Raw genomic sequence first — 20,990 nt, 5'->3', positions numbered from 1 at the left:
CAGCGCAATCCGGAACAGGTCCCCCAGACGCGAGAATCCTGGATTACGCTACGCTCCACCAGGCTACAACCCGCCGTTGGAGTCCTCATCAAAACCGGCTATGCATGCGCCGCTTGCAACGAGGACCGCCTGCTTGACGACCGACAACGCCCCTTCGTCCGCGCCGTTCGGCGCGTTTGCGCCGAATGCGGCGCAGGCCGCGCTCATTCGCCTCGCCCAACAGTCTGGGCTGAAGCGCGGCGCATTCCGGCCCTGGATGTCGCGACTGGTCAACCTGCTGCGCGGCGGTCCGGTCGACGTGCAGTATCAGGGCGCCTCGTTCCGCTTCTATCACCAGGGCAGTGCGACCGAGCGCGGCGCACTGTTCAATCCCGACTACAATCTCGACGAGCTCGAATTCCTGCGTCAGCACACCCCGGCGGGCGGCACGTTCGTCGACGTCGGCGCCAATGTTGGCACGTTTGCGCTGGTGATGGCGCGGCAGGTCGGCACCAAAGGCAAGGTCGTTGCGATCGAACCGCATCCGACGACATTTGCGCGACTCGCGTTCAATCACGCCGCATCGAAAGCGACGCAGGTGCGCCCGGTGCAGGCCGCGGCAGGCGACAGCGACGGCGAGCTGATGATCGAGAGCGGCGGCGGCAATCTCGGTGCCACCCACGTCGTCACCGGCGCCGTGAGCGCCGAGGCCATCAAGGTCCCATCACTGCGGCTGACGCGCATTCTCGACGAAGCCGGGATCACGCAAGTCGATTCGCTCAAGATCGACGTCGAGGGCTTTGAGGACCGCGTGCTGATCGGCTTCTTCCGCGACGCGACGAAATCGCTGTGGCCGCGCGCGGTCGTCATCGAGCACCTGTCACAAAACGAATGGCAGCAGGATTGTATTGCCGACATGGTCGCGCGCGGCTTTGCCATCGCGCGCAAGACGCGGAGCAATACGTTCCTGTCGCGCTGACAGGGACGAACAGCGGAGGTTGCGATGATTGATCACATGGGATTCTCAGTCTCCGACTATGAGCGCGCCAAGGCGTTCTACGCCAAGGCGCTGGCGCCGCTCGGCTACAGCCTGATCATGGAAGTAACGGCAGAGCAGACCGGGCACGCCGCGGCCGCAGGCTTTGGCGCCGACGGCAAGCCCGATTTCTGGATCGGCGGCGAAGGCGCGATGAATAAGCCGGTGCACGTCGCCATTCACGCCAAGGACCGTGCCACGGTGGGCGCGTTCTACAAGGCGGCAATCGCGGCGGGCGGACGCGACAACGGCCCGCCCGGCATCCGCCCGCATTATCATGCGAACTATTACGGAGCGTTCGTGCTCGACCCCGACGGGCACAACATCGAGGCCGTCTGTCACGCACCGGAATAAGCCGCGTTCCACACCACGCGAAAAGGGGAACATTGGCACGGCATCATCGTTATCGTCCTCTGGACAATTGATTACGAAGATGCCGATGCCAATCGAGCCGCCCGAGATTCCGCCGACAACACCGGGGACTCCGACCGAGCCGCCTCCTGGAATTCCGCCGGGCAATCCGCAACCCGACATCACGCCGCCGATGCACGAGCCTGGCGAAACACCGCGGCCGGATGAATTGCCGCCGCACGTTCCCGAAGAGATTCCACGACGCGGGCCGAACGGACCGCTCACGCCCAATCCTGCGACGGACGCACCTTCGCCGCGGGATCACACGTGAGGGCGAGCGATCACATGTGGGGCGATTGCAACCTGCGTCTGAATGCGCAATGAACGTCGTCATAGTGAGGTGATTTGCGTGCAGAAATAAATCGGGCCGCGACTGCTTGGCCCGCCACATTCCGGCCTAACGCGTAGCTGTTCATCCCAACACTTCGTCAAAGAACCTTCCCGGGGAAGTTCACCACCATGACCAACCTTCGTTTCGTGCTGCTTGCAACGACGGCTCTGACCGCGATGCAATTCGCAAGCTCCGCATCGCATGCGCAAAGTGCGCCGCCGCTCGTCGTCGCACAGGCCCAGCCACAAGAGACGGGCCCTGACGGAAAACCGAAGCAGCCGCCGAAGGGACCGCCAGCGGCCGCGCCGCCCGCGCGCCCGACCACACCGCCGCCTGCGGCTGCACCGCCGCATCCGCCCGCCGCGCCTCCGCCGGCGGCCGCACCGCCGCGCCCGGCAACGCCGCCACCGCCGTCGCCGCCACCTGCGGCCCGTCCGGCTCCGCCGCCGCCACCTCCGCCGCCTGCCGCACCGAAGCAGCCTTCACCGCCGCCGGCTGCGGCCCCGCAGCAGCATGCGCCGACGCCGCCTCCTCCGGCACCGCCTGCAGCGCGTCCGTCTCCCACGCCGCCACCCCGCCGCCTGCCGCGAAGCAGCCTTCGCCGCCGGCCGCGGCTCCGCAGCAACACGCGCCCACACCACCGCCGCCTGCGGCTCGCCCAACTCCGACGCCGCCGCCCCCGGCAGCGGGTCCCGCAGGGCGGCCCGCGCCTGCGCCCACGGCAACACCCCCTGCACCGGCAGCAGCGCCCACGGCTCGTCCGGGCGCTCCTGCCCCGGCGACCACACCGACACCGACTCCCGCGCCGACTGCGACCCCCGCCCCCGGCAGCACGCCCGCGGCTCCGCCGCCGGGCCGCCCGGGCGCGCCGCCGCCCGGCGGACGTCCCGGCGCGCCCCGGCTGCAGGATCACCGTCGCCGGCTCCAACGGCCACGCCGGCACCAGGTGGCGGCACGCCGACGCCGCCGCCCGGACGTCCCGGTGCAGCACCGACGCCTGCTCCCGGCGCAACCCCGGGCGCGACGCCGACCCCTGGCCCTCAGGGTGGGACGCCGCCTGCGGGCGCGCCCGCTGCCGGAACTCCGGCTGCGCCGCCCCAGGCCGGCGGCCTCCCGCCTCGGCCTCCGGCTCCAGCCGGCGCAGCAGCACCGACCGTCGTGCCCGGCACGCCGGCCGCAGCGCCGCCGCCGAACCGGGCGCAGTACGCTCCGCCCACGGTTGCGCCAGCCTTCCGGGCCGCACCGACGGTCGCAGCACCCTTGCCGCCACCGCCGCGTCCGCCGCAGCGTGACCTGACGCCGCTCGCGGTCGGTGCAGGCGTGGTGGCCGGCGCGGTGATCGGCGCCACCATCGCCGACCTCCACAACCAGCGGCGCGAGGTCGTCGAAGGCGGCCGCACCGTCTACACCGAACCCGACCGCATCATCATCCGCGATCCGGGTGGGCAGGCCTATGTCCGCGGCAACGATCTCTATCGCTTCCGCTACGGCGCCCGCGACATCCGCACCGACACTGTCGGCGGCGAGACCCGCACTGTCGTGGTCCGTCCCGACGGCAGCGAGGTGATCACTGTGGTCGGCGCGGACGGTTCGCTGCTGCGGCGCATCCGCAGGGATCCCGGCGGGCGCGAGATCGTCATCATCGACAACAGCTACCGCGATCCGCGCGCGGTCGGCGGCTTCTATGTCGACGTGCCGCCGCCGGTCGTGAACATTCCCTATGATCGCTACATCGTCGATGCTGAGGAGGCGTCGCCGGACGTGATCTACGCGACCATGCAGGCACCGCCGGTGCAGCGGATCGAAAGGCGTTACTCGCTCGACGAGATCCGCTACAGCCCCAATGTTCGCATGCAGATGCCGAGCATCGACGTCAACACGATCAACTTCGAGACGGGATCGTGGACCATCCCGCCGGACCAGGCGGCCCGGCTGCAGGTGATCGCCGACGGCCTCAACCAGGCGATCCAGCGCAACCCGCGCGAGGTGTTCCTGATTGAGGGACATACCGACGCGGTCGGCAACGACGTCGACAATCTGTCGCTGTCGGACCGCCGTGCGCAGTCTGCGGCCGAATTGCTAACGCAGCAGTTCAATGTACCCGCGGAGAACCTGACGTCGCAGGGCTACGGCGAGCAGTACCTGAAGGAGCAGACCGACGGACCGAGCCGGATCAACCGGCGCGTCACCGTCCGCCGCATCACGCCGCTACTCAACGGCGGCACGGCCTCGCTGCCGCCGCCCCCGCCCGGCACCGCGCCGCCGCGGTAAGGCGAAGCACAAACGCAAATGGCCGGGAGCGATCCCGGCCATTTTGTTTGAACGCCTTCTTGTTTGGATGTTCTCGGGCCCCGGCTCGGCGCCGCAACGCTTGCGCGTTGCAGCTTGTCCGGGACACGAGACGGCTCAGCCCTTGTCGCTCTCGAGCCGGAAGATCTGCGAGCCCTCGCTGCCCGACAACAACCCGGTCTTCGAATAGAGACCGAGCTTGGTGCGGGTGTCCGCGATGTCGAGGTTGCGCATGGTAAGCTGGCCGATGCGGTCGGCCGGCGTGAAGGCGGCGTCCTCAACCTTCTCCATGCTGAGCCGCTCCGGCGCATAGGTGAGGTTGGGGCTCTCGGTGTCGAGGATCGAATAGTCGTTGCCGCGGCGCAGCTCCAGCGTGACCTCGCCGGTGACGGCGCGCGCGACCCAGCGCTGCGCGGTCTCGCGTAGCATCAGGGCCTGCGAGTCGAACCAGCGGCCCTGATACAGCAAACGGCCGAGGCGCATGCCGCTGATGCGGTACTGCTCGATGGTGTCCTCGTTGTGGATGCCGGTGACGAGGCGCTCATAGGCGATGTGCAGCAGCGCCATGCCGGGTGCCTCATAGATGCCGCGGCTCTTCGCCTCAATGATGCGGTTCTCGATCTGATCGCTCATGCCGAGGCCGTGGCGTCCGCCGATCGCATTGGCTTCGAGGAACAGCGCGACGGGATCAGAGAAGTTCTGGCCGTTGAGCGCAACCGGCTGGCCTTCCTCGAAACGCACCACGACCTTCTCGGCCTTGACGGCACAGTCGTCGCGCCAGAACGGCACGCCCATGATCGGGTTGACGATCTTGATGCCGCTGTCGAGGCTCTCGAGATCCTTGGCTTCGTGCGTGGCGCCGAGCAGATTGCTGTCGGTCGAATACGCCTTCTCGGCGCTCATCTTGTAGGCGAAGCCTTGCGCCGTCATGAACGCCGACATCTCGGCGCGGCCGCCGAGCTCGTCGATGAACTGCTGGTCGAGCCAGGGCTTGTAGATCTTCAGGCCGGGATTGGTGAGCAGGCCGTAGCGGTAGAAGCGCTCGATGTCGTTGCCCTTGAAGGTCGAGCCGTCGCCCCAGATGTTGACGCCGTCTTCCTTCATCGCCGCGACCAGCATCGTGCCGGTGACGGCGCGCCCGAGCGGCGTGGTGTTGAAATAGGTGATGCCGCCGGTCGAGATGTGGAAGGCGCCCGACTGGATCGCGGCGATGCCTTCGTGGACGAGCTGCGTGCGGCAATCGACGAGCCGGGCCTTCTCGGCGCCGAATTCCTGCGCCTTGCGCGGGATCTCGTTGTAGTCGGCTTCATCCGGCTGGCCGAGATTGGCGGTGTAGGCGTAGCAGCGCGCGCCCTTCTGCTTCATCCAGAGCAGCGCCGCGCTGGTGTCGAGCCCGCCCGAAAAAGCGATGCCGACTTTCTCTCCCTTGGGCAGGCTTTTCAGGATCGTGGTCATGGCGCTTCCATTCGGGTCACAAGGGCTGATGTCAGGGCGGGTTTGACCGCGCGAATATCAAATTTCGCACGCCTCGGCACCCATTTAATGGCTCAAATCATGGCTCAAATCGACGGCTCGGGACCCGTCTTGCGGCCGAACAGGCGCTGGCGGAGCTGGTAGGCGGGCCAGGTCAGCCGGGTCAGCGCGGCGTCGACCGCCGCGTCGGAAAACCGCGTCCGCGGCCAGCGGTAAATCAGCGCGTAGGCAAACCAGATCACCACGAAACTGACGAGCCCGGCAATCGCCACATCGGTGAAGAAATGTCCGCCGAAGGCCATACGCAGCCCGCTGGTCACAGCGCCGAAGATAACCGCTCCGGCATAGGCGAGCGGCCGCCAGGCCGGCGGGGCGAGCGCGGCAGGCGCCAGCGTCCAGAACGCGGTCGCGCCCTCGCCCGAGAAGAACGAGCAGTTGCGCGCGCAGCCGCCGCGCGGATCCCACCACGGCACGAACTGCTGGTCGCCGGCAAATTGCGTCACCACCACCGGCCGCGGGCGTCCCCAATAGCTCTTGAAGGTAAGGTTGGTCAGAATGCCGGTCGACATGGTCAGCGTCACCAGCAGGAAAATGATCGCGCGCCCCGACACCATCAGCGGCCGGTCGGGCCGGACCATCTTGACCACGAGCGCGACGAGTGACGGCAATGCGAAGGCCCAGGCGACCCACATCGCCGCGTCACGCGCGAAGCTGGCCCAGCCGTTCAGCTTGAGCGGGAAGGTCTTGGTCTGGGGATCGAAGAACAGCGAGGCGAGCTTGAGATCGAGCTCGGGATAGAGGCCGAAGACGAGGCCGATCACGAGCCACAGCGCCAGGGCGATGAAGAGTCCAGTCCGGTTCATGGCGCGCGGTTTAGCGGAGTGGGGCGAGGATGGAAACCCCACGGGAAGGACCCATCCTCCCCTGGAGGGGGAGGATCGATCGCGCGAAGCGCGAGCGAGGTGGGGTGAAGCCACACAAATGGTCTCTCGACCATCCGCAAACTTGAGCCCCTCAACACCGCCGCTGCGGATAGTCTGCCACCCCGCCCCGGATCGCATATGGCGTGAATAATGCTTCGGCATCGGCAGTGGGCTCCCTCTCCCGCTCGCGGGGAGGGCTGGGGTGGGGGTGCCTCCACGTCGGGATTGTCGAGAATTGCGGCGGCGATCCCAGTGCGGTGAGAGCCCTCACCCGCCGCGCTCGGGACGATGCTTCGCATCGCCCGGGACGCGTCGGCCTCTCCCGCAAGCGGGAGAGGCGGAGCAAACTCGCGGGTGGTCCCCGCGAAATGCATATGCGATAGCCCTACCCCTCCAGGGGAGGGTAAAAACCAATCACCGCGCACCCGGCCTTGAATTCGACGGCAGCGGCGGGGGCGGCCGGCGCGGGGGCGGCGGATCGCGCCAGGCGCCGGCGTTGCGCCCGGCGATCAACCAGTAGACCACGCCGGCGACGATGCCGGCACCGGTCATGATCTCCAGATGCCGCCGCACGATGCCCTCGAACTGCAACGTGTCGGCGTGAAAGGGAACGAGGCCAAGATAGCAGGCGAGTCCGACGAGGCCGCCGCCGACGGCGTAAGCGAGCGCGCTGCGGATGTAGAGCGCTTCGGTGATCGCGACGATCACCGCCGCCGGCACCAAGGCAAAGCCCGAGACGAAGATGAAGCCGAAACCGAGCAGGATGTCGATCGTGCCCTGATCGACAGGACCTGCGCCGAGATCGGCGAATTCCGGAAACAGCAGCGCGACGACGACGATCATGCCGCCGACGAAACAGGCGGCGATGAAGCCGACGAAGATGACGACGAGGCGGCCGATCAGGGACATGACGCCAAAGCCATCGTGACCGTCATTGCGAGCGAAGCGAAGCAATCCAGAGATGCCTCCGGGGAGACAGTCTGGATTGCTTCGTCGCTACGCTCCTCGCAATGACGAGGATGCGAGAGCGCGAGCATGATCCGCTAGTCCGTCATCGCCATGGCGCGCAGCGCCTGGCGTTCCCTGGCCGAGAGCTTTTCCGTCTCCGACTTGAGCTGGCCGCAGGCGGCTAGAATGTCGCGGCCGCGCGGGGTGCGCACCGGCGAGGAATAGCCGGCATTGAAGATGTATTCGGAGAATTTTTCGATCTGATCCCAATCCGAGCACTCATAGGCGGTGCCGGGCCAGGGATTGAACGGGATCAGGTTGATCTTGGCCGGAATGCCCTTGAGCAGCTTCACCAGCAGCTTCGCGTCATCGAGCGAATCATTGACGCCCTTGAGCATCACGTATTCGAAGGTGATGCGGCGCGCGTTCGAGGCACCGGGATAGTCGCGGCAGACCTGCAGCAGCTCCTTGATCGGATATTTGCGGTTGAGCGGCACGAGCTCGTTGCGCAGCTCGTCGCGCACCGCGTGCAGCGAGATCGCCAGCATCACGCCGATCTCCTCGCCGGCGCGGACGATGTTCGGCACCACGCCCGAGGTCGACAGCGTGATGCGGCGGCGGGAGATGCCGATGCCTTCGTTGTCGCCGACGATGAGCAGCGCATCGCGCACCGCGTCGAAATTGTAGAGCGGCTCGCCCATGCCCATCATCACGATGTTGGTGACGCGGCGCGTGCCGTCCTCGCGATCGGCCCAATCATTCAGGCGATCCCGCGCGACCATCACCTGTCCGACGATCTCGCCGGCGGTGAGATTGCGGACCAGACGCTGGGTGCCGGTGTGGCAGAAGGCGCAGTTCAGCGTGCAGCCGACCTGCGAGGAGACGCAGAGCGTGCCGCGGTCGGTCTCGGGGATGTAGACGCACTCGACCTCGTGCGCCTTCTCGACATTGTCGCCGCTCGGCAGCCGCAGCAGCCATTTCCGCGTGCCGTCGTTGGAGATCTGCTCGGCCACGACCTCGGGCCGGTCGACCGTGAAATGCTGGGCGAGCTCGGCGCGAATGCCCTTCGAGATCGAGGTCATCTCGTCAAAACTCTGGGCGCCGCGGAAATAGAGCCAGTGCCACAGCTGCTGCACGCGCATCTTGCGCTGTGCCGGCGCGACGCCGATCTCGCCGAGACGATCGGCAAGCTCGGTGCGCGACAGACCGATCAGCGACGGTTTTGCCGGCGGCACATAGGTTTCGAGCGGAGTCTTCTCCACCAATGTTGCGTTGTGCGGCTCGGTCATCGGTTGCCTGAGATTGCTGCTGTCTCGTCATGGCCGGGCTTGTCCCGGGCATCCACGTTCTTTCCCGCCCGGAGCCAGCGCGTGGATGGCCGGGACAAGCCCGGCCATGACGGCAGCACCTTTGGGATACCCCTATATAGCAACCGGAACAGCCGATTGCGACCTTATCGCCCGCAGCCTTAACGCCGCCGGCTCACCGCCTGCAGTCCTGGGCGATCTTATCGAGCGCCTGGGCGAGGCCCTTCAGCGAGAAGGTGTCGGTCGTCTCGGTGCCCTTGGCCGAGACGCCCTTGACCACGAGATCGGCGGATTTGCGCATGGCTTCGACCATCCGCTCCTCCTCGGCCGCGTTCTTGATCCAGAGGCCGTCGCCCTGCGTATACATGGCGAAAGCAGCGCCGCCGACCTCGACCGTCGATTCCGAGCCTGGTTTCAGCGCATAGCCGATCATGACCGAGACTTCGTTATTGACCTTCTCGGCCGGCCGGGTCGACACGAACGCATAGGCGGGATCGCGCGGCCGGTTCGGCGGGTTGGTCTTCGACGACGAGGGCTTGGCCAGCGCGAAGCAGACCTTCTTGCCGTTGGGCGTGGCCGAATAGGCGCCCCAGGTGCCGAACTGGCCGATCAGGGTTGGTTCCGCGCCGCCCGCAACCGCCGCGGTCGGGGCGGCCGGTTTGCTCTCTGGCTTCGCAGCCGTCTTTGCGTGGGTGTTGGCGGTTGTACTGGCCGCCGGCGCGGCCGGTTTCGGTGTCGCCTTCGGCGCTGGTTGCGCCGTCTGCGCCCGCGCGAGATCGGCGATCCCGCACGTCATCATGCCGATCATCAAAACGAAAGCTAGCACCCGCCACATGCTGGAGTGGTTCCCTCAATATTGTGACTGGAAGATGGCCCGGCCGCGTTTTGTCCCCGGGCAGGGATAGCCGCGAAAGTCCAATTTGGGAAGGTAGTTAGCAGGTTTGTTAGCACTAGGCCTTGGATCGCGCGGCGCGCTGGGCGGCCCACTGCGCCTCGCTCCAGCCGAGCAGGTCCTCGGCCCCGGAACTGCGCAAATGCGCGCCGCCGTCGATCACCACCATCTCGCCATTGATATAGCCGGCCCGGTCCGAGATCAGGAAGCTGGCGAGATCGGCAAGTTCGCCGTGCTCGCCGGTGCGGCCGAGCGGGTTGCGCGCAGTCCAACCTTCATCGCGGCCCTCGGGGCGGAGTTGCCCGGATGCGCCGGCGGTCGGGAACGGTCCGGGCGCGATGGCGACGGTGCGGATGCCCTTAGGCCCCCATTCCACGGCGAGACTTTTGGTCATCGCCAGCACCGCCGACTTCGCCATCGCCGACGGCACGGTGAAGGCGCGGCCGGTGATGGTCGAGGTCGAGAGGATCGACAGCACGACGCCGCCATGCTTGCCCTCGATCCAGCGCCTGCCGGCGGCGAGCGTGCAATACATCGCGCCGTGCAGTGTGGGCGCGAGGATCGCGTCCGCCGCGCGAAAGGAGAGATGCTCGCTCTGCGCGATGAAGGTCGCGGCGGCGTTGTTAACGAGGATATCGAGCGGCGCTTCGCGCCAGATCTGATCCATCATGTTGTCGACGGCGGCACCGTCGCGGATATCGCAGGCGATGGTCGTGACCTTGCCGCCGGCCTCTTCGCGCATCTCACTCGCCGTTGCGTCGAGCCGATCGAGCTTGCGGCCGCAGATCACGAGCTCGGCGCCGAGCGCGAGGAAGCGACGGCCCATCGCAGCGCCGAGGCCCGAGCCGCCGCCAGTGACGAGGATGCGTTTGTCCTTGAGCAGGCTTGTTTCAAACATCGTTTGAATCCTCTTTCCTTCTCGCTCCGTCATTGCGAGCACAGCGAAGCAATCCAGACTATTTCCGCCGCACGGACCCTGGATTGCTTCGCTGCGCTCGCAATGACGTGAGGATAGGCCGGCGCGTCGCTTTGGCAAAGAAACCGGATTGTCGCCCGTGCCTAAATCCGGCAAAACCGGGCCAACTATAATTCCACTCGAAACGCCCAGGTGCCGCCATGAAAGCCATCCTCTGCTCGCAATATTGCCAGCCCGACGATCTCGTTCTGGCCGACGTGCCGGATCCGGTGGCAGGGCCCGGCGAAGCCGTGATCGCGATCAAGGCGGCGGCGTTGAACTTCTTCGACATCCTGATGATCCAGGGCAAGTATCAGATTAAGCCGCCGTTCCCATTCTCGCCGGCCGCCGAAGTCGCCGGCGTGATCGAGAGCATCGGCGCTGGCGTGACTGACCTGAAGGTTGGCGATCGCGTCGTCGCCTCCTGCGGCCACAACGGCGCACGCGAGAAGATCGCGCTGCCGGCGGCATCGATCGTGAAGATCCCCGACAATCTCGACTATGATCGCGCGGCCGGCATCATCATCATCTACGGCACTGCGCTGCATGCGCTGGAAGATCGCGCGAGCCCGAAGCCCGGCGAAACACTCGCGGTGCTGGGCGCAGCCGGCGGCACCGGCCTTGCTGCCTGCGAGCTCGGCAAGCTGATGGGCCTGAAGGTGATTGCCTGCGCTTCGTCGGACGAGAAGCTCGAATTCGCCAGGGCGCACGGCGCAGAGCTGACGCTCAATTACGCCAAGGAAGACTTGAAGGAAGGCTTGCGCAAGCTCACCGATGGCAAAGGCGTCGACATCATCTTCGATCCCGTGGGCGGCGCCTATGCCGAGCAGGCGCTGCGCTCGATCGCCTGGGAAGGCCGCTTCCTCGTGATCGGCTTTGCCGCCGGCGACATTCCGAAGATGCCGCTGAACCTCGCACTGCTGAAGGGCTGCGACATCCGCGGCGTGTTCTGGGGTGCCTGGACCCGGCTCAACCCGGCCAAGAACCGCGCCAATCTGGAGAAGCTCGTGAAGTGGACGGCCGAAGGCAAGATCTCATCGCATGTCGACCGCACCTTCCCGCTGGCCCAGACCGCGGACGCGTTGAAGGTGCTCGCGGGACGTCAGGCGATGGGAAAGGTGATTTTGCACCCGTGATGACAGTGTCATCACGAGGCTGTTTCGACACACTCAACTGTCATCGCCCGGCTTGACCGGGCGATCCAGTTACTCCGAGACGATTGCGATTGATCGATAGGTCGCGGCGACTCGATGCTCAGGTCAAGCCTGGGCATGACAGCTGAGTTGATGGCACTCCGCGCGCACGTCGCCACTTGGTAAGGTCTCCTCAACCACCGCTGGCAAAATTGCGGTGCATTCCGCAACCTCGCCCGAATCAAACCCAAATTTTTCCCGATTCGCCCCAATCGCCGTCGCTTTTTGGACTGATTCAAACTGCGATTTACCGGTTCCAGTTTGCTGGGCGCTCCTGGACAACAACAAAAAAACTGAAACCGGTATGCCCCGCGTCGTGTCAGTCTTGGGGAGCATCACCATGGAGACGACGGCCTTCCGTGCGTCCAGGGAATCGAGGGCATTCGATTCCGATCAAGCCGCATCACATCCGTCCACCGCATCCTACATCCGTGCGCGCGCCGCACGGCTCGATCTGTCGCCGGACGATCCAATACCACTGTTCCTGTCCGATCCGCTCGGTGCCCCGGACCCGGACGAATATACCCCGCTGGAATTGCGTCCCCGGGTCAGAATTGTCCCGCGTGTTCTTGCGGGCGTTCTGGCAGCCGTTCTCGTCGCATCCACCCTGGCAGTTCTGGCCGCGCTGTTTCAGTCCGACCTTCGCGGCATCTTCGATGCCGGTGGCTCGGTGGGTGTCGCGCTGGAGCAGGTGGTGGCCTCGGCCAACGCGCTGGCCGTACCGCAGAACCCGCGCAAGGATCCGGCGCACGTGACCGACGCAAGGCTGGCGAGCGCTGACGCGCAGGATTTCCCTGCACCGTCAACGCCGAGCCGCGAAGCGATCGCGACCGCCTATCAGACCGCGCTGCAAGCCCAGACGCCTGCGCCTCTGCCCGCGCCCGTCGCGCCGCCACCTGCGCCCTCTCAGCCCGCCAAGACGCTCGACGCCGACACCCTGGCCGGGCTAATGACGCGCGCGAAGAGCCTGTTGGGGGTTGGCGACATTTCTGCAGCCCGCCTGCTGCTCGAACGCGCGGCCAATGCACAGGATGCCACGGCGGCGTTCCTGCTGGCTCAAACCTATGACCCGGCCGTGCTGGGCACCAGCGACGCGCGGCGCATCGCTGCCGACGCGACCGCCGCGCGCGAGTGGTACCAGAAGGCCGCGGCACTCGGATCGACGGAGGCGCGGCAGCGCCTTGTCCAGCTTCAGAACTAGTAATTTAATTTTTAGAGGACATCATGCGTAACGCTTTGGGAATGGCGCTTGCCGCCATCATGACGATCTGTGCCTTTGCGGCACGCGCTGACCAGACCGAGTACGATCCGGCCAAGGTCTCGGACGGCCTGAAGGCCATCTTCCAGTTCGGCTCGAGCTCGACCAAGCAGGCGTTGAACGCCAACACGGTGACGCTGATCACCGGCACGATCGGCGGCACCTATGTGCAATTCGGCGCCGACCTCGCTTCCGTGCTCGACGACGGCAACAAGATCCGCGTGCTGCCGATCGTCGGCCGCGGCTCGGTGCAGAGCGTCGCCGACATCTTGTTCCTGCAAGGTGTCGATCTCGGCATCGTGCGCGCCGACACGCTCGACTATCTCGAGCGCAAGGGTTTTGCCAAGGACATCAAGAAGCAGTTCACCTATGTCACGAAGCTCTACAATGAGGAGATGCAGGTGATCGCGCCGAGATCGGTCGCGACACTCAAAGACCTCGAAGGCAAGACGGTGAGCGTGGACCTGCCGAACGGCGGTACCTTCGTCACGGCGCTCACCGTGTTCGAGCGGCTCGGCATCAAGGCGAAATTCGTCTATGTCGAGCAGCGCATCGCGATGGAGAAGCTGAAGGCCGGCGAGATCGACGCCGTCATCGTGGTCGGCGGCAAGCCGTACAAGTCGGTCTCGACCTTCGGCAATGACGGCCGCTTCCATCTCGCAAGGGTCGACTATGCAAAGCCGCTCCAGAGCGACTATCTGCCGGCAACGCTGACCGCCAAGGACTATCCGAACCTGATCAAGGAAGGCGAGAGCGTGGACACCATTGCAGTCCCTGCGGTGCTTGCGGCTTACAATTGGGCACCCAACACCGAGCGCTATCGCAAGCTTGCGTTGTTCGTGGACGCGTTCTTCACGAAATTTCCGTCGCTGCAGAACCCGCCCTTCCATCCCAAGTGGAAGGAGGTCTCGCTCGCGGCGCCGCTGTCGGGCTGGAACAGATTGCCGGTGGCGCAGCAATGGCTCGACAAGCACGGCGTCGAGCCGGTGACGCGCCAGCGCTTCGAAGCGTTCCTGAAGCAGAGCCCGGCGGCCGCGCAGGTATCCGATGCGGACAAGGAAGCGCTGTTCAAGCAATTCCAGGCTTGGGACGCAGCGAACGCGCGGGCGGGGGAAAAGAAGTAGTGGCGCCGTCACTCCTCTCGGTGTCGCCGGAGGATATGGCGGCGGCGCGCTGTCAACAACGCTTACTCCTCCGCCTCTTCCACACCGCGCTTCAGTGCGGCACGGGCAGCCTCGCGGTGCTCGTTCGTGATGTGGCCGGCGACCATGCGGATGGCGGTGGCGAGCACGGCGGCATCATCGGCGAAACCGAGGACCGGCATCACATCAGCGACGAAGTCGAATGGCAGGATGAAATAGGCGATCGCGCCGAGCAGCGAGGCCTGAACATGGCGCGGCGTCTGCCGGTCGAAGGCGCAGTAATAGGCGGCGAGCAGGTCTTCGGCGAACGGCAGTTGCGCGGCGACGCGCTTCAGCTTGCGCCAGAAGCGGCGGCGAACGCCCTCCCGGTCTTGCGCGAGCCGATCGGCGGGCTCAAAGCCGACGCTGTGTTCGGCAGCCATGCTCGAAAACTCCCCGTTCAGGCCGAGCGGCGGATCGCCACGTTGCCTGCTGATCACAAGATGGGGATGAGCCTGCGGCCTGCAAGACGTCAGCCAAGTGTCAGTCAAGTGTCAGCCAGCTGTCAGCCGGCGATGGCGTTCATCGCCTTGGCCAGCTCGATGTCGCGCGCGGTGACGCCGCCGGCGTCATGGGTCGACAGCACCACCTCCACCGTCTTGTAGACGTTGCGCCATTCGGGATGGTGATCCATCTTCTCGGCGACCAGCGCCGCACGGGTCATGAAGCCGAAGGCCTGGTTGAAATCCTTGAAGACAAAAGTCTTCCCGATGGCGTCGCGGCCGGAAATCTCGCCCCAGCCCGGTATGCCGCCCAGCGCCTGCTTGCGCGCCTCCGCCGATAGCCGCTCTGCCATGATCGCCTCCGTCATTCAGGGGAACTTTACCCTAACACCGTGCCGGCGGCTCGGTTCATGCGGGATTTCGTCCATCCGCTAACCATGACGGAGATGTAACCCCTCCGGACAAGAAATTTGCTACAATTGCCGGCGTAAATCGCCGGCCAAGATGAAACTGAGCCTGAAGCGCCTGTTTGGGAGATCGATGACCGGGGGATTGAACCTGGCCGAAACGCCCTCTCCGCCTTCGCCGCGATCCGCGGCGCGGAAGACCGCGCTCGTGTCTCTGGCGCTCGTGCTTGCGATCATCGGTGCGCTCGCCGGCGGTTACTACTTCGCGATGCGGCCGGTGACGCTGAAGATCGCGGTTGGTCCCGCCAACAGCGATGACGTCAAGGTCGTGCAGGCGCTGACCCAGGCTTTCACGCAGAACAAGAGCCAGGTGCGGCTACGCCCGATCCAGACCGACGGCGCCACCGCCAGCGCCAATGCCCTCGCGGAAGGCAAGGTCGATCTTGCCATCGTGCGCGGCGACCTCGACGTGCCGAAGAACGCACAGGCGGTCGCGACGCTGCGCAAGAACGTCGTGGTGCTGTGGTCCGTCCCGGGCAAGGGCAAGAAGAAGGGCGCCAAGATCACCAAGATCGCACAGCTCGCCGGCCATCGCATTGGCGTCATCGGTCGCACCCAGGCCAATGTCAATCTGCTCAAGGTGATCCTCCAGCAATACGGCGTCGATCCCGCCAAGGTCGAGATCGTGCAATTCCCGGCCAACGAGGTTGCCGAGGCGATCAAGGCGCAGAAAGCCGACATCTACCTCGCGGCCGGTCCCGTCAACAGCAAGATCACGGGGGACGCGATCGCGGCATCGGTCAGGGAGGGCGGCACGCCGACCTTCCTCGCCATCGATTCCGCCGACGCGATCGCGCAGAACCATCCGGTCTACGAATCCTCGGAGATTCCCGCAGGCACTTACGGCGGCTCGCCCGATCGTCCGGACGAAGAGGTCAAGACGATCAGCTTCGCGCACCACATCGTGGCGCGCAAAGGTGTGTCCGAAACCACCATCGCGGCGTTCACGCGCCAGCTCTTCGCCGTGCGCCAGCAACTGGTGGCGGAATTCCCGCTGGCAGCGAAGATCGAGACACCCGACACCGACAAGGATGCAGTGATCCCCGTGCATCCCGGCGCCGCCGCCTTCGTCGACGGCGAGGAAAAGACCTTTCTCGACAAATACAGCGATTACATCTGGTGGAGCCTGATGGCGCTCTCCGCCATGGGCTCGATCGGCGCCTGGTTTGCGGGCTACCTGAAGAAGGACGAGCGCGACAACAACAGCCATCTGCGCGACCGCCTGCTCGACATGATCGCAGCAGCACGCAAGAGCGAGACCACCGAGGAGCTCGATCAGATGCAAACCGAGGCCGACGAGATTTTGCGCGATACGCTGCGCTGCTTCGATCACGGCGCGATCGAGGAAGCTGCGCTCACCGCGTTCAACATCGCACTCGACCAGTTCCATGCCGCCGTTGCCGACCGCAAGGCGGTGCTGTTCAGCCTGCCGCAGAACCTGCAGCGCGCGGGCGCGCAGTTCAGAGCCGCCGGCAACGCGTAGCGCCTGCGCGTTATTGCTGCGTCACATTGTCTCAATATAGGTTCACATCATTCAGGGGCGCGCAACGCGCAAGCCCGAAAACCACGTCCCGCATCCGCGACGGGAATGGATTCCGGACTCGCGCCTGATGGCGCGCTCCGGAATGACGAGTCTTCCCGTGACCCCAGTTCGAAATCATCCTCCATGAACATCAAATTCTCCCGCCGCCGTTTCCTCACCACCAGCGCCGGCGCGCTTGGCGCGGTCGCGATGCCTTACCTGTCGCGCGCGGCCGACCGGCCTGCGGTCACCCACGGCGTGCAATCGGGCGACGTCACCGTCGACGGCGGCGTGGTCTGGGCGCGCACCGACCGGCCGGCGCAGATGCTGGTCGAGGTGGCGACGACGGAGTCGTTCAGGGATGCCCGCGCGCTGCCGCCGATCGCGGCGCTGCCCGAGAGCGACTTCACCGCAAAAATGCTGATCGAGAACCTGCCGGGCGGCCAGGACATCTTTTATCGCGTCCGCTTCCGCGATCTCTCGCACAGCGCGGTCGAGGGCGAGCCGGTGACCGGCCGCTTCCGCACCGCGCCCGCCGACCGTCGCGACGTCAGTTTCGTCTGGGGTGGCGATGTCGCCGGCCAGGGCTGGGGCATCAACCCCGACGACGGCGGCATGTTCACCTTCGCCGCGATGCGCAAGCACCGCCCGGATTTCTTCCTGCACTCGGGCGACACGATCTACGCCGACAGTCCGATTCAATCCGAGGTGAAGCTCACCGACGGCAAGATCTGGAAGAACGTCACTATCCCCGAAAAGGCCAAGGTCGCCGAGACGCTGGACGAGTTCCGCGCCGCGCACAAATACAATCTGACCGACGACAATCTCCGTGCCTTCAATGGGGAAGTGCCGATCTTCGTGCAGTGGGACGACCACGAAGTGACCAACAACTGGTCGCTCTCGAAGGAGCTACCGGCGACCTACAAGGAGCGCAACATCGCGCTGCTCGCGGCCCGCGCGGGTCGCGCCTTCCACGAAATGTATCCGATGCGCGAGAGCATCACTGAGCCGGGCCGGGTCTATCGCCAGATCGCTTACGGTCCGCATCTCGACGTGTTCGTGCTCGACGAGCGCAGCTATCGCGGCCCGAACGGCGCCAATCTCGATACCGCTTACGGACCGGCCAGCTACTTCCTCGGACCCGACCAGATCGCCTGGCTCAAGCGCGGTCTGCTCAACTCGCGTGCGACCTGGAAAGTGATCGCCTCCGACATGCCACTCAGCCTCATCGTATCGGACACGCCAAAGGGCGGCTCGGAGGCAGTCGCGCAAGGCGACGGCCCCGTGCGCGGCCGCGAGCTCGAGATCGCGGACATCCTGCGCTTCATCAAGATGGCGCCGATCAGCAACACGGTATGGCTGACCGCGGACGTGCACTACGCCGCCGCGCATTATTACGATCCGAACAAGGCGCAATTCCAGGATTTCGAGCCGTTCTGGGAATTCGTCTCGGGTCCGCTGCACGCGGGCACGTTCGGTCCGAACGCGCTCGACAACACCTTTGGACCCGAGGTCCGCTTCGTCAAGGCTCCGGGCAAGGACAACCAGAATCTGCCGCCGTCAGCCGGCATGCAGTTCTTCGGTCACGTCAAGATCGACGGCGCTTCCGGCCAGATGACGGTGACACTGCGCGACCGCGCCGACGTCGCGCTGTGGTCGACCACGCTCGATCCGAAACAGGCCTAATGGCTAGAGCAGGATGAATTTGGTTGAATCGATGTTCACCTCTCCCGTAGGGAGAGGACACAAGAATGCACGGCGCACTATTTTGAACGTGATCGTGCTATGCTCTCCCCTGCATGAGCGGGGCTTTCCTTCACACCGTCTTTGACATCGCGGCGTGGCTGGCGGCGGCAGCTGCCGTCTACTGGCTGTCGCGACGACGCCTGGAATTTCCCGCGCAATCTTTCGCGCTGCCCTATGTCGCCGCCCTGGTGTTCGGTGCGGGCCTCGGTGCTTATTTGTTCGGGTCGGTCAATCTGTGGCTGTCGGGCCAGAGCGGCATTGCGCGCTCGGTCGAGGGTGCGCTCGCCGGCGGCATCGTGGCGATCGAGCTCTACAAATGGTCCGCGGGCATCGCTGTACGAACCGGCGCCCGTTTTGCCTTGCCGCTGGCGCTCGGGATCGCGGTCGGGCGGCTCGGCTGCTACTTCGCAGGCCTCGACGATTTCACTTACGGCACGCCGACGGGGCTGCCCTTCGGGCATGATTTCGGCGATGGCATCCTTCGCCATCCGGTGCAGCTCTACGAGAGCGCCGCCATGGGCGTGTTCGCGCTTCTCTATGCGCTGGCGGTCTTGAACCGAAACGGTTTTGTGGTCACCAATGGTTTCTATCTTGTCCTCGTCTATTATGGAGCACAGCGCTTCCTGTGGGAATTCCTCAAGCCCTATGGCACGCTGATCGGCCCCTTCACGCTGTTTCACCTGCTGTCGCTGTCCATCCTGCTCTACGCCGCCTTCATGCTGGCGACAGCGCCCAAAGCGAGATCCCGGCATGAACGCGCCGTTGCGTAAGTCGCGTCCCTATATCTTCTGGGGCCAGACTCAGTCTCTCTGCGAGACCTGCCTGGAGCTGGTGCCGACCAAGATCCAGATTCTCGGCAACGAGGTCTGGTACGAAAAACGCTGCAAGCAGCATGGCGTGCAATCGACGCTGGTGTCGACGGACGCTGCCTATTGGCGTCTGTGCAAGGACTTCATCAAGCCCGGCGATCGGCCCCTGCAATTCCAGCAGCGCACGGAATTCGGCTGCCCCTATGATTGCGGCCTGTGCGCCGACCACGAGCAGCATTCCTGCCTAGCACTGATCGAGATCACCGAGCACTGCAATCTCACCTGCCCGGTGTGCTTCGCCGACTCCTCGCCCGCGCGGACGAAATTCACCCCGCTCGCGACGGTCGAGAAGATGCTGGACGCGCTGGTCGCCAGCGAAGGCGAACCCGACCTGGTGCAGATCTCCGGCGGCGAGCCGACGCTGCACCCGGATTTCTTCGAGATCCTGGAGGCCGTGCGCGCCCGCCCGATCCGCCACGTCATGATCAACACCAACGGCCTGCGCATCGCCCGCGAGAAGGATTTCGTGGCGCGGCTCGCCGAGAGCAAGCGCGGGCTGGAGGTCTATCTCCAGTTCGATTCACTGCAGCGCGATGCGCTGATCAATCTGCGCGGCGCGGACCTGCGAAAAATCCGCCAACAGGCGCTGGAGAATCTCGAGCATTACGGCATCTCGACCACGCTGGTCGCGACCATCAAGCGCGGCGTCAACGATGCCGAGATCGGCGACATCGTTCGTCACGCGCTCACCTGGACATGCGTGCGCGGCGTCACGCTGCAACCGGTGCAGGACGCCGGTCGCAACGAGAATTTCGACAAGAATACCGATCGCATCATGCTGTCGGAGATCCGCAAGCGCGTCGTCGAGACCCGCGTGTTCGGCGACAAGGACATGATCCCACTGCCCTGCAACCCCGAAAGCATCTCGATCGGCTATGGCCTGCGCAACGGCGAGAAGGTGCTGCCGCTGACCTCGCTGTTACAGCAGGAGCAGCTCGTCGCCGTGATGCCGAACACGATAAGCCCGGAGAAATATCCGATGCTGCGGGAGAAATTCGTCGATCTGTTCTCGCTGTCCTCGGGGCCGCTGAACACCAGCGAGCGGGTCTGCGAACTCTTGTGCTGCCTGCCGAGCTTCGAGGTGCCGCAAGGCCTCACCTACGAGAACGTCTTCCGCGTCACCATCGTGCAGTTTCTCGATCGCTTCAATTTCTGCGTCGGCAACGTCAAGCGCAGCTGCATCCATTTCGTGACGGAGCAGGGGGCGATCATTCCGTTCGACACCTACAATCTGTTCTACCGCAACGGCGCAATCGGTCGTATCCGCGCCGGGCTCGAAGGGCAGACCTATCGCGAGGCAAGGCAGGGCGAGGAGGCACCACGATGAGCGATACGCCACCACCGGTTCTGCCCCCCGTCCCGACGCCCGTTGAGCCACGCAGCGGCTGCCTCACCGCGTTCATGGTGATTTCAGGGGTGATCCTGCTGCTTCCGGGTCTCTGCGCCTTGCTCTTCGGCGGAGCTTCGGTGATCGACGGGGGCAAGATCGACTCGGACATCGCGCCGCTGGTCTTCCTGGGACTGGTCGTCGGCATCGGAGGCGTCGTCCTGATCTGGGCGGCCATCAGGGGGCGAAAGGCCCCCGCCCACCCTGGGACCCAGCCCTAACCCCCGGAGATTCCCGGACAAAATTCAGTCAACCAACGGCCAAAGAACACATTGTTTTTTGGCGTTTTTTGCATATATTGCGCCGCAACGCGTAGGGCGCCCGGTCTGATATGGCCGGGCTTCCTTTTTGGGCGGCGAGCGCCCGTTTCCAGTCTTCCA

Annotated in this window: 20 protein-coding genes; 12 read left to right on the top strand and 8 right to left on the bottom strand. The window is 65.2% G+C overall.

Features of this window, described 5'->3' with window-relative positions:
* Positions 1-133: 133 nt before the first annotated feature.
* From XH85_RS02535 to XH85_RS02515, 4 genes are all read left to right on the top strand, one after another.
* On the top strand, positions 134-958 hold the full coding sequence (locus XH85_RS02535) for an FkbM family methyltransferase (protein ID WP_164940252.1): 825 nt from the start codon (positions 134-136) through the stop codon (positions 956-958).
* 24 nt (positions 959-982) lie between these two features.
* Positions 983-1,369 (top strand): VOC family protein, encoded by a 387-nt coding sequence (locus XH85_RS02530; protein WP_128930598.1) that lies wholly within the window; start codon positions 983-985, stop codon positions 1,367-1,369.
* 85 nt (positions 1,370-1,454) lie between these two features.
* Complete coding sequence (locus tag XH85_RS46040; protein WP_128930597.1) at positions 1,455-1,697, top strand: hypothetical protein; 243 nt, start codon at positions 1,455-1,457, stop codon at positions 1,695-1,697.
* Positions 1,698-2,915: 1,218 nt separating this feature from the next.
* The gene (locus XH85_RS02515; RefSeq protein ID WP_128930596.1) at positions 2,916-4,028 is read left to right on the top strand and encodes an OmpA family protein; all 1,113 of its coding nucleotides are present in this window, start codon (positions 2,916-2,918) and stop codon (positions 4,026-4,028) included.
* 135 nt (positions 4,029-4,163) lie between these two features.
* Here XH85_RS02515 and argG read toward each other — a convergent pair whose 3' ends face one another.
* The 6 genes from argG to XH85_RS02485 all read right to left on the bottom strand — a co-directional run bounded on the left by argG (position 4,164) and on the right by XH85_RS02485 (position 10,487).
* The gene (argG, locus tag XH85_RS02510) at positions 4,164-5,501 is read right to left on the bottom strand and encodes an argininosuccinate synthase (RefSeq protein ID WP_128930595.1); all 1,338 of its coding nucleotides are present in this window, start codon (positions 5,499-5,501) and stop codon (positions 4,164-4,166) included.
* A gap of 104 nt (positions 5,502-5,605) precedes the next feature.
* The gene (locus tag XH85_RS02505) at positions 5,606-6,382 is read right to left on the bottom strand and encodes a phosphatase PAP2 family protein (protein ID WP_128930594.1); all 777 of its coding nucleotides are present in this window, start codon (positions 6,380-6,382) and stop codon (positions 5,606-5,608) included.
* A gap of 474 nt (positions 6,383-6,856) precedes the next feature.
* A complete protein-coding gene (locus tag XH85_RS02500; RefSeq protein WP_128937068.1) occupies positions 6,857-7,351 on the bottom strand; it encodes a hypothetical protein in 495 nt (164 codons plus the stop codon).
* 134 nt (positions 7,352-7,485) lie between these two features.
* The gene (gene rlmN, locus XH85_RS02495) at positions 7,486-8,679 is read right to left on the bottom strand and encodes a dual-specificity RNA methyltransferase RlmN (RefSeq protein ID WP_128930593.1); all 1,194 of its coding nucleotides are present in this window, start codon (positions 8,677-8,679) and stop codon (positions 7,486-7,488) included.
* Between the two features lie 193 nt (positions 8,680-8,872).
* Positions 8,873-9,532 (bottom strand): invasion associated locus B family protein, encoded by a 660-nt coding sequence (locus tag XH85_RS02490; protein WP_128930592.1) that lies wholly within the window; start codon positions 9,530-9,532, stop codon positions 8,873-8,875.
* Positions 9,533-9,647: 115 nt separating this feature from the next.
* Complete coding sequence (locus XH85_RS02485; protein ID WP_128930591.1) at positions 9,648-10,487, bottom strand: SDR family oxidoreductase; 840 nt, start codon at positions 10,485-10,487, stop codon at positions 9,648-9,650.
* A 218-nt stretch (positions 10,488-10,705) separates the two neighbouring features.
* Between XH85_RS02485 and XH85_RS02480 the strand changes: the two genes are divergently transcribed.
* From XH85_RS02480 to XH85_RS02470, 3 genes are all read left to right on the top strand, one after another.
* Complete coding sequence (locus XH85_RS02480; RefSeq protein ID WP_091882886.1) at positions 10,706-11,680, top strand: NADPH:quinone oxidoreductase family protein; 975 nt, start codon at positions 10,706-10,708, stop codon at positions 11,678-11,680.
* Positions 11,681-12,077: 397 nt separating this feature from the next.
* Positions 12,078-12,938 carry a hypothetical protein gene (locus XH85_RS02475; RefSeq protein ID WP_128930590.1) on the top strand — a complete coding sequence of 287 codons (861 nt, stop codon included), beginning with the start codon at positions 12,078-12,080 and terminating at the stop codon, positions 12,936-12,938.
* A gap of 23 nt (positions 12,939-12,961) precedes the next feature.
* Positions 12,962-14,119 carry a TAXI family TRAP transporter solute-binding subunit gene (locus tag XH85_RS02470; RefSeq protein ID WP_128930589.1) on the top strand — a complete coding sequence of 386 codons (1,158 nt, stop codon included), beginning with the start codon at positions 12,962-12,964 and terminating at the stop codon, positions 14,117-14,119.
* Positions 14,120-14,181: 62 nt separating this feature from the next.
* Here the strand turns inward: XH85_RS02470 and XH85_RS02465 are convergent, their stop codons facing one another.
* A complete protein-coding gene (locus tag XH85_RS02465) occupies positions 14,182-14,559 on the bottom strand; it encodes a YkvA family protein (protein WP_164940047.1) in 378 nt (125 codons plus the stop codon).
* 122 nt (positions 14,560-14,681) lie between these two features.
* Complete coding sequence (locus XH85_RS02460; protein ID WP_128930588.1) at positions 14,682-14,972, bottom strand: 4a-hydroxytetrahydrobiopterin dehydratase; 291 nt, start codon at positions 14,970-14,972, stop codon at positions 14,682-14,684.
* Between the two features lie 151 nt (positions 14,973-15,123).
* On the opposite strand from XH85_RS02460, the gene XH85_RS02455 reads away from it, so the two are divergent.
* From XH85_RS02455 to XH85_RS02435, 5 genes are all read left to right on the top strand, one after another.
* A complete protein-coding gene (locus XH85_RS02455; RefSeq protein WP_128930587.1) occupies positions 15,124-16,569 on the top strand; it encodes a TAXI family TRAP transporter solute-binding subunit in 1,446 nt (481 codons plus the stop codon).
* A gap of 183 nt (positions 16,570-16,752) precedes the next feature.
* Positions 16,753-18,294 carry an alkaline phosphatase D family protein gene (locus XH85_RS02450; protein ID WP_128930586.1) on the top strand — a complete coding sequence of 514 codons (1,542 nt, stop codon included), beginning with the start codon at positions 16,753-16,755 and terminating at the stop codon, positions 18,292-18,294.
* Between the two features lie 113 nt (positions 18,295-18,407).
* Positions 18,408-19,124, top strand: a complete 717-nt coding sequence (locus XH85_RS02445) for a prolipoprotein diacylglyceryl transferase family protein (RefSeq protein WP_128930585.1) — start codon at positions 18,408-18,410, stop codon at positions 19,122-19,124.
* Complete coding sequence (locus tag XH85_RS02440) at positions 19,105-20,550, top strand: radical SAM protein (RefSeq protein WP_128930584.1); 1,446 nt, start codon at positions 19,105-19,107, stop codon at positions 20,548-20,550. The genes XH85_RS02445 and XH85_RS02440 overlap by 20 nt, the downstream gene beginning before the upstream one ends.
* Positions 20,547-20,831 (top strand): hypothetical protein, encoded by a 285-nt coding sequence (locus XH85_RS02435; RefSeq protein WP_128930583.1) that lies wholly within the window; start codon positions 20,547-20,549, stop codon positions 20,829-20,831. The genes XH85_RS02440 and XH85_RS02435 overlap by 4 nt, the downstream gene beginning before the upstream one ends.
* The last annotated feature ends 159 nt before the right edge of the window (positions 20,832-20,990 follow it).

Source organism: Bradyrhizobium zhanjiangense (genome assembly GCF_004114935.1).
GTDB lineage: Bacteria > Pseudomonadota > Alphaproteobacteria > Rhizobiales > Xanthobacteraceae > Bradyrhizobium > Bradyrhizobium zhanjiangense.
This window is presented reverse-complemented; position numbering and strand designations above follow the sequence as displayed.

Coding starts and splice junctions, on each gene's coding strand:
- XH85_RS02530 (WP_128930598.1), top strand. CDS start 983: ATGATTGATCACATGGGATTCTCAGTCTCCGACTATGAGCGCGCCAAG.
- XH85_RS46040 (WP_128930597.1), top strand. CDS start 1,455: ATGCCAATCGAGCCGCCCGAGATTCCGCCGACAACACCGGGGACTCCG.
- argG (WP_128930595.1), bottom strand. CDS start 5,501: ATGACCACGATCCTGAAAAGCCTGCCCAAGGGAGAGAAAGTCGGCATC.
- XH85_RS02505 (WP_128930594.1), bottom strand. CDS start 6,382: ATGAACCGGACTGGACTCTTCATCGCCCTGGCGCTGTGGCTCGTGATC.
- XH85_RS02500 (WP_128937068.1), bottom strand. CDS start 7,351: ATGTCCCTGATCGGCCGCCTCGTCGTCATCTTCGTCGGCTTCATCGCC.
- rlmN (WP_128930593.1), bottom strand. CDS start 8,679: ATGACCGAGCCGCACAACGCAACATTGGTGGAGAAGACTCCGCTCGAA.
- XH85_RS02490 (WP_128930592.1), bottom strand. CDS start 9,532: ATGTGGCGGGTGCTAGCTTTCGTTTTGATGATCGGCATGATGACGTGC.
- XH85_RS02485 (WP_128930591.1), bottom strand. CDS start 10,487: ATGTTTGAAACAAGCCTGCTCAAGGACAAACGCATCCTCGTCACTGGC.
- XH85_RS02480 (WP_091882886.1), top strand. CDS start 10,706: ATGAAAGCCATCCTCTGCTCGCAATATTGCCAGCCCGACGATCTCGTT.
- XH85_RS02475 (WP_128930590.1), top strand. CDS start 12,078: ATGGAGACGACGGCCTTCCGTGCGTCCAGGGAATCGAGGGCATTCGAT.
- XH85_RS02470 (WP_128930589.1), top strand. CDS start 12,962: ATGCGTAACGCTTTGGGAATGGCGCTTGCCGCCATCATGACGATCTGT.
- XH85_RS02465 (WP_164940047.1), bottom strand. CDS start 14,559: ATGGCTGCCGAACACAGCGTCGGCTTTGAGCCCGCCGATCGGCTCGCG.
- XH85_RS02460 (WP_128930588.1), bottom strand. CDS start 14,972: ATGGCAGAGCGGCTATCGGCGGAGGCGCGCAAGCAGGCGCTGGGCGGC.
- XH85_RS02455 (WP_128930587.1), top strand. CDS start 15,124: ATGAAACTGAGCCTGAAGCGCCTGTTTGGGAGATCGATGACCGGGGGA.
- XH85_RS02450 (WP_128930586.1), top strand. CDS start 16,753: ATGAACATCAAATTCTCCCGCCGCCGTTTCCTCACCACCAGCGCCGGC.
- XH85_RS02445 (WP_128930585.1), top strand. CDS start 18,408: ATGAGCGGGGCTTTCCTTCACACCGTCTTTGACATCGCGGCGTGGCTG.
- XH85_RS02440 (WP_128930584.1), top strand. CDS start 19,105: ATGAACGCGCCGTTGCGTAAGTCGCGTCCCTATATCTTCTGGGGCCAG.
- XH85_RS02435 (WP_128930583.1), top strand. CDS start 20,547: ATGAGCGATACGCCACCACCGGTTCTGCCCCCCGTCCCGACGCCCGTT.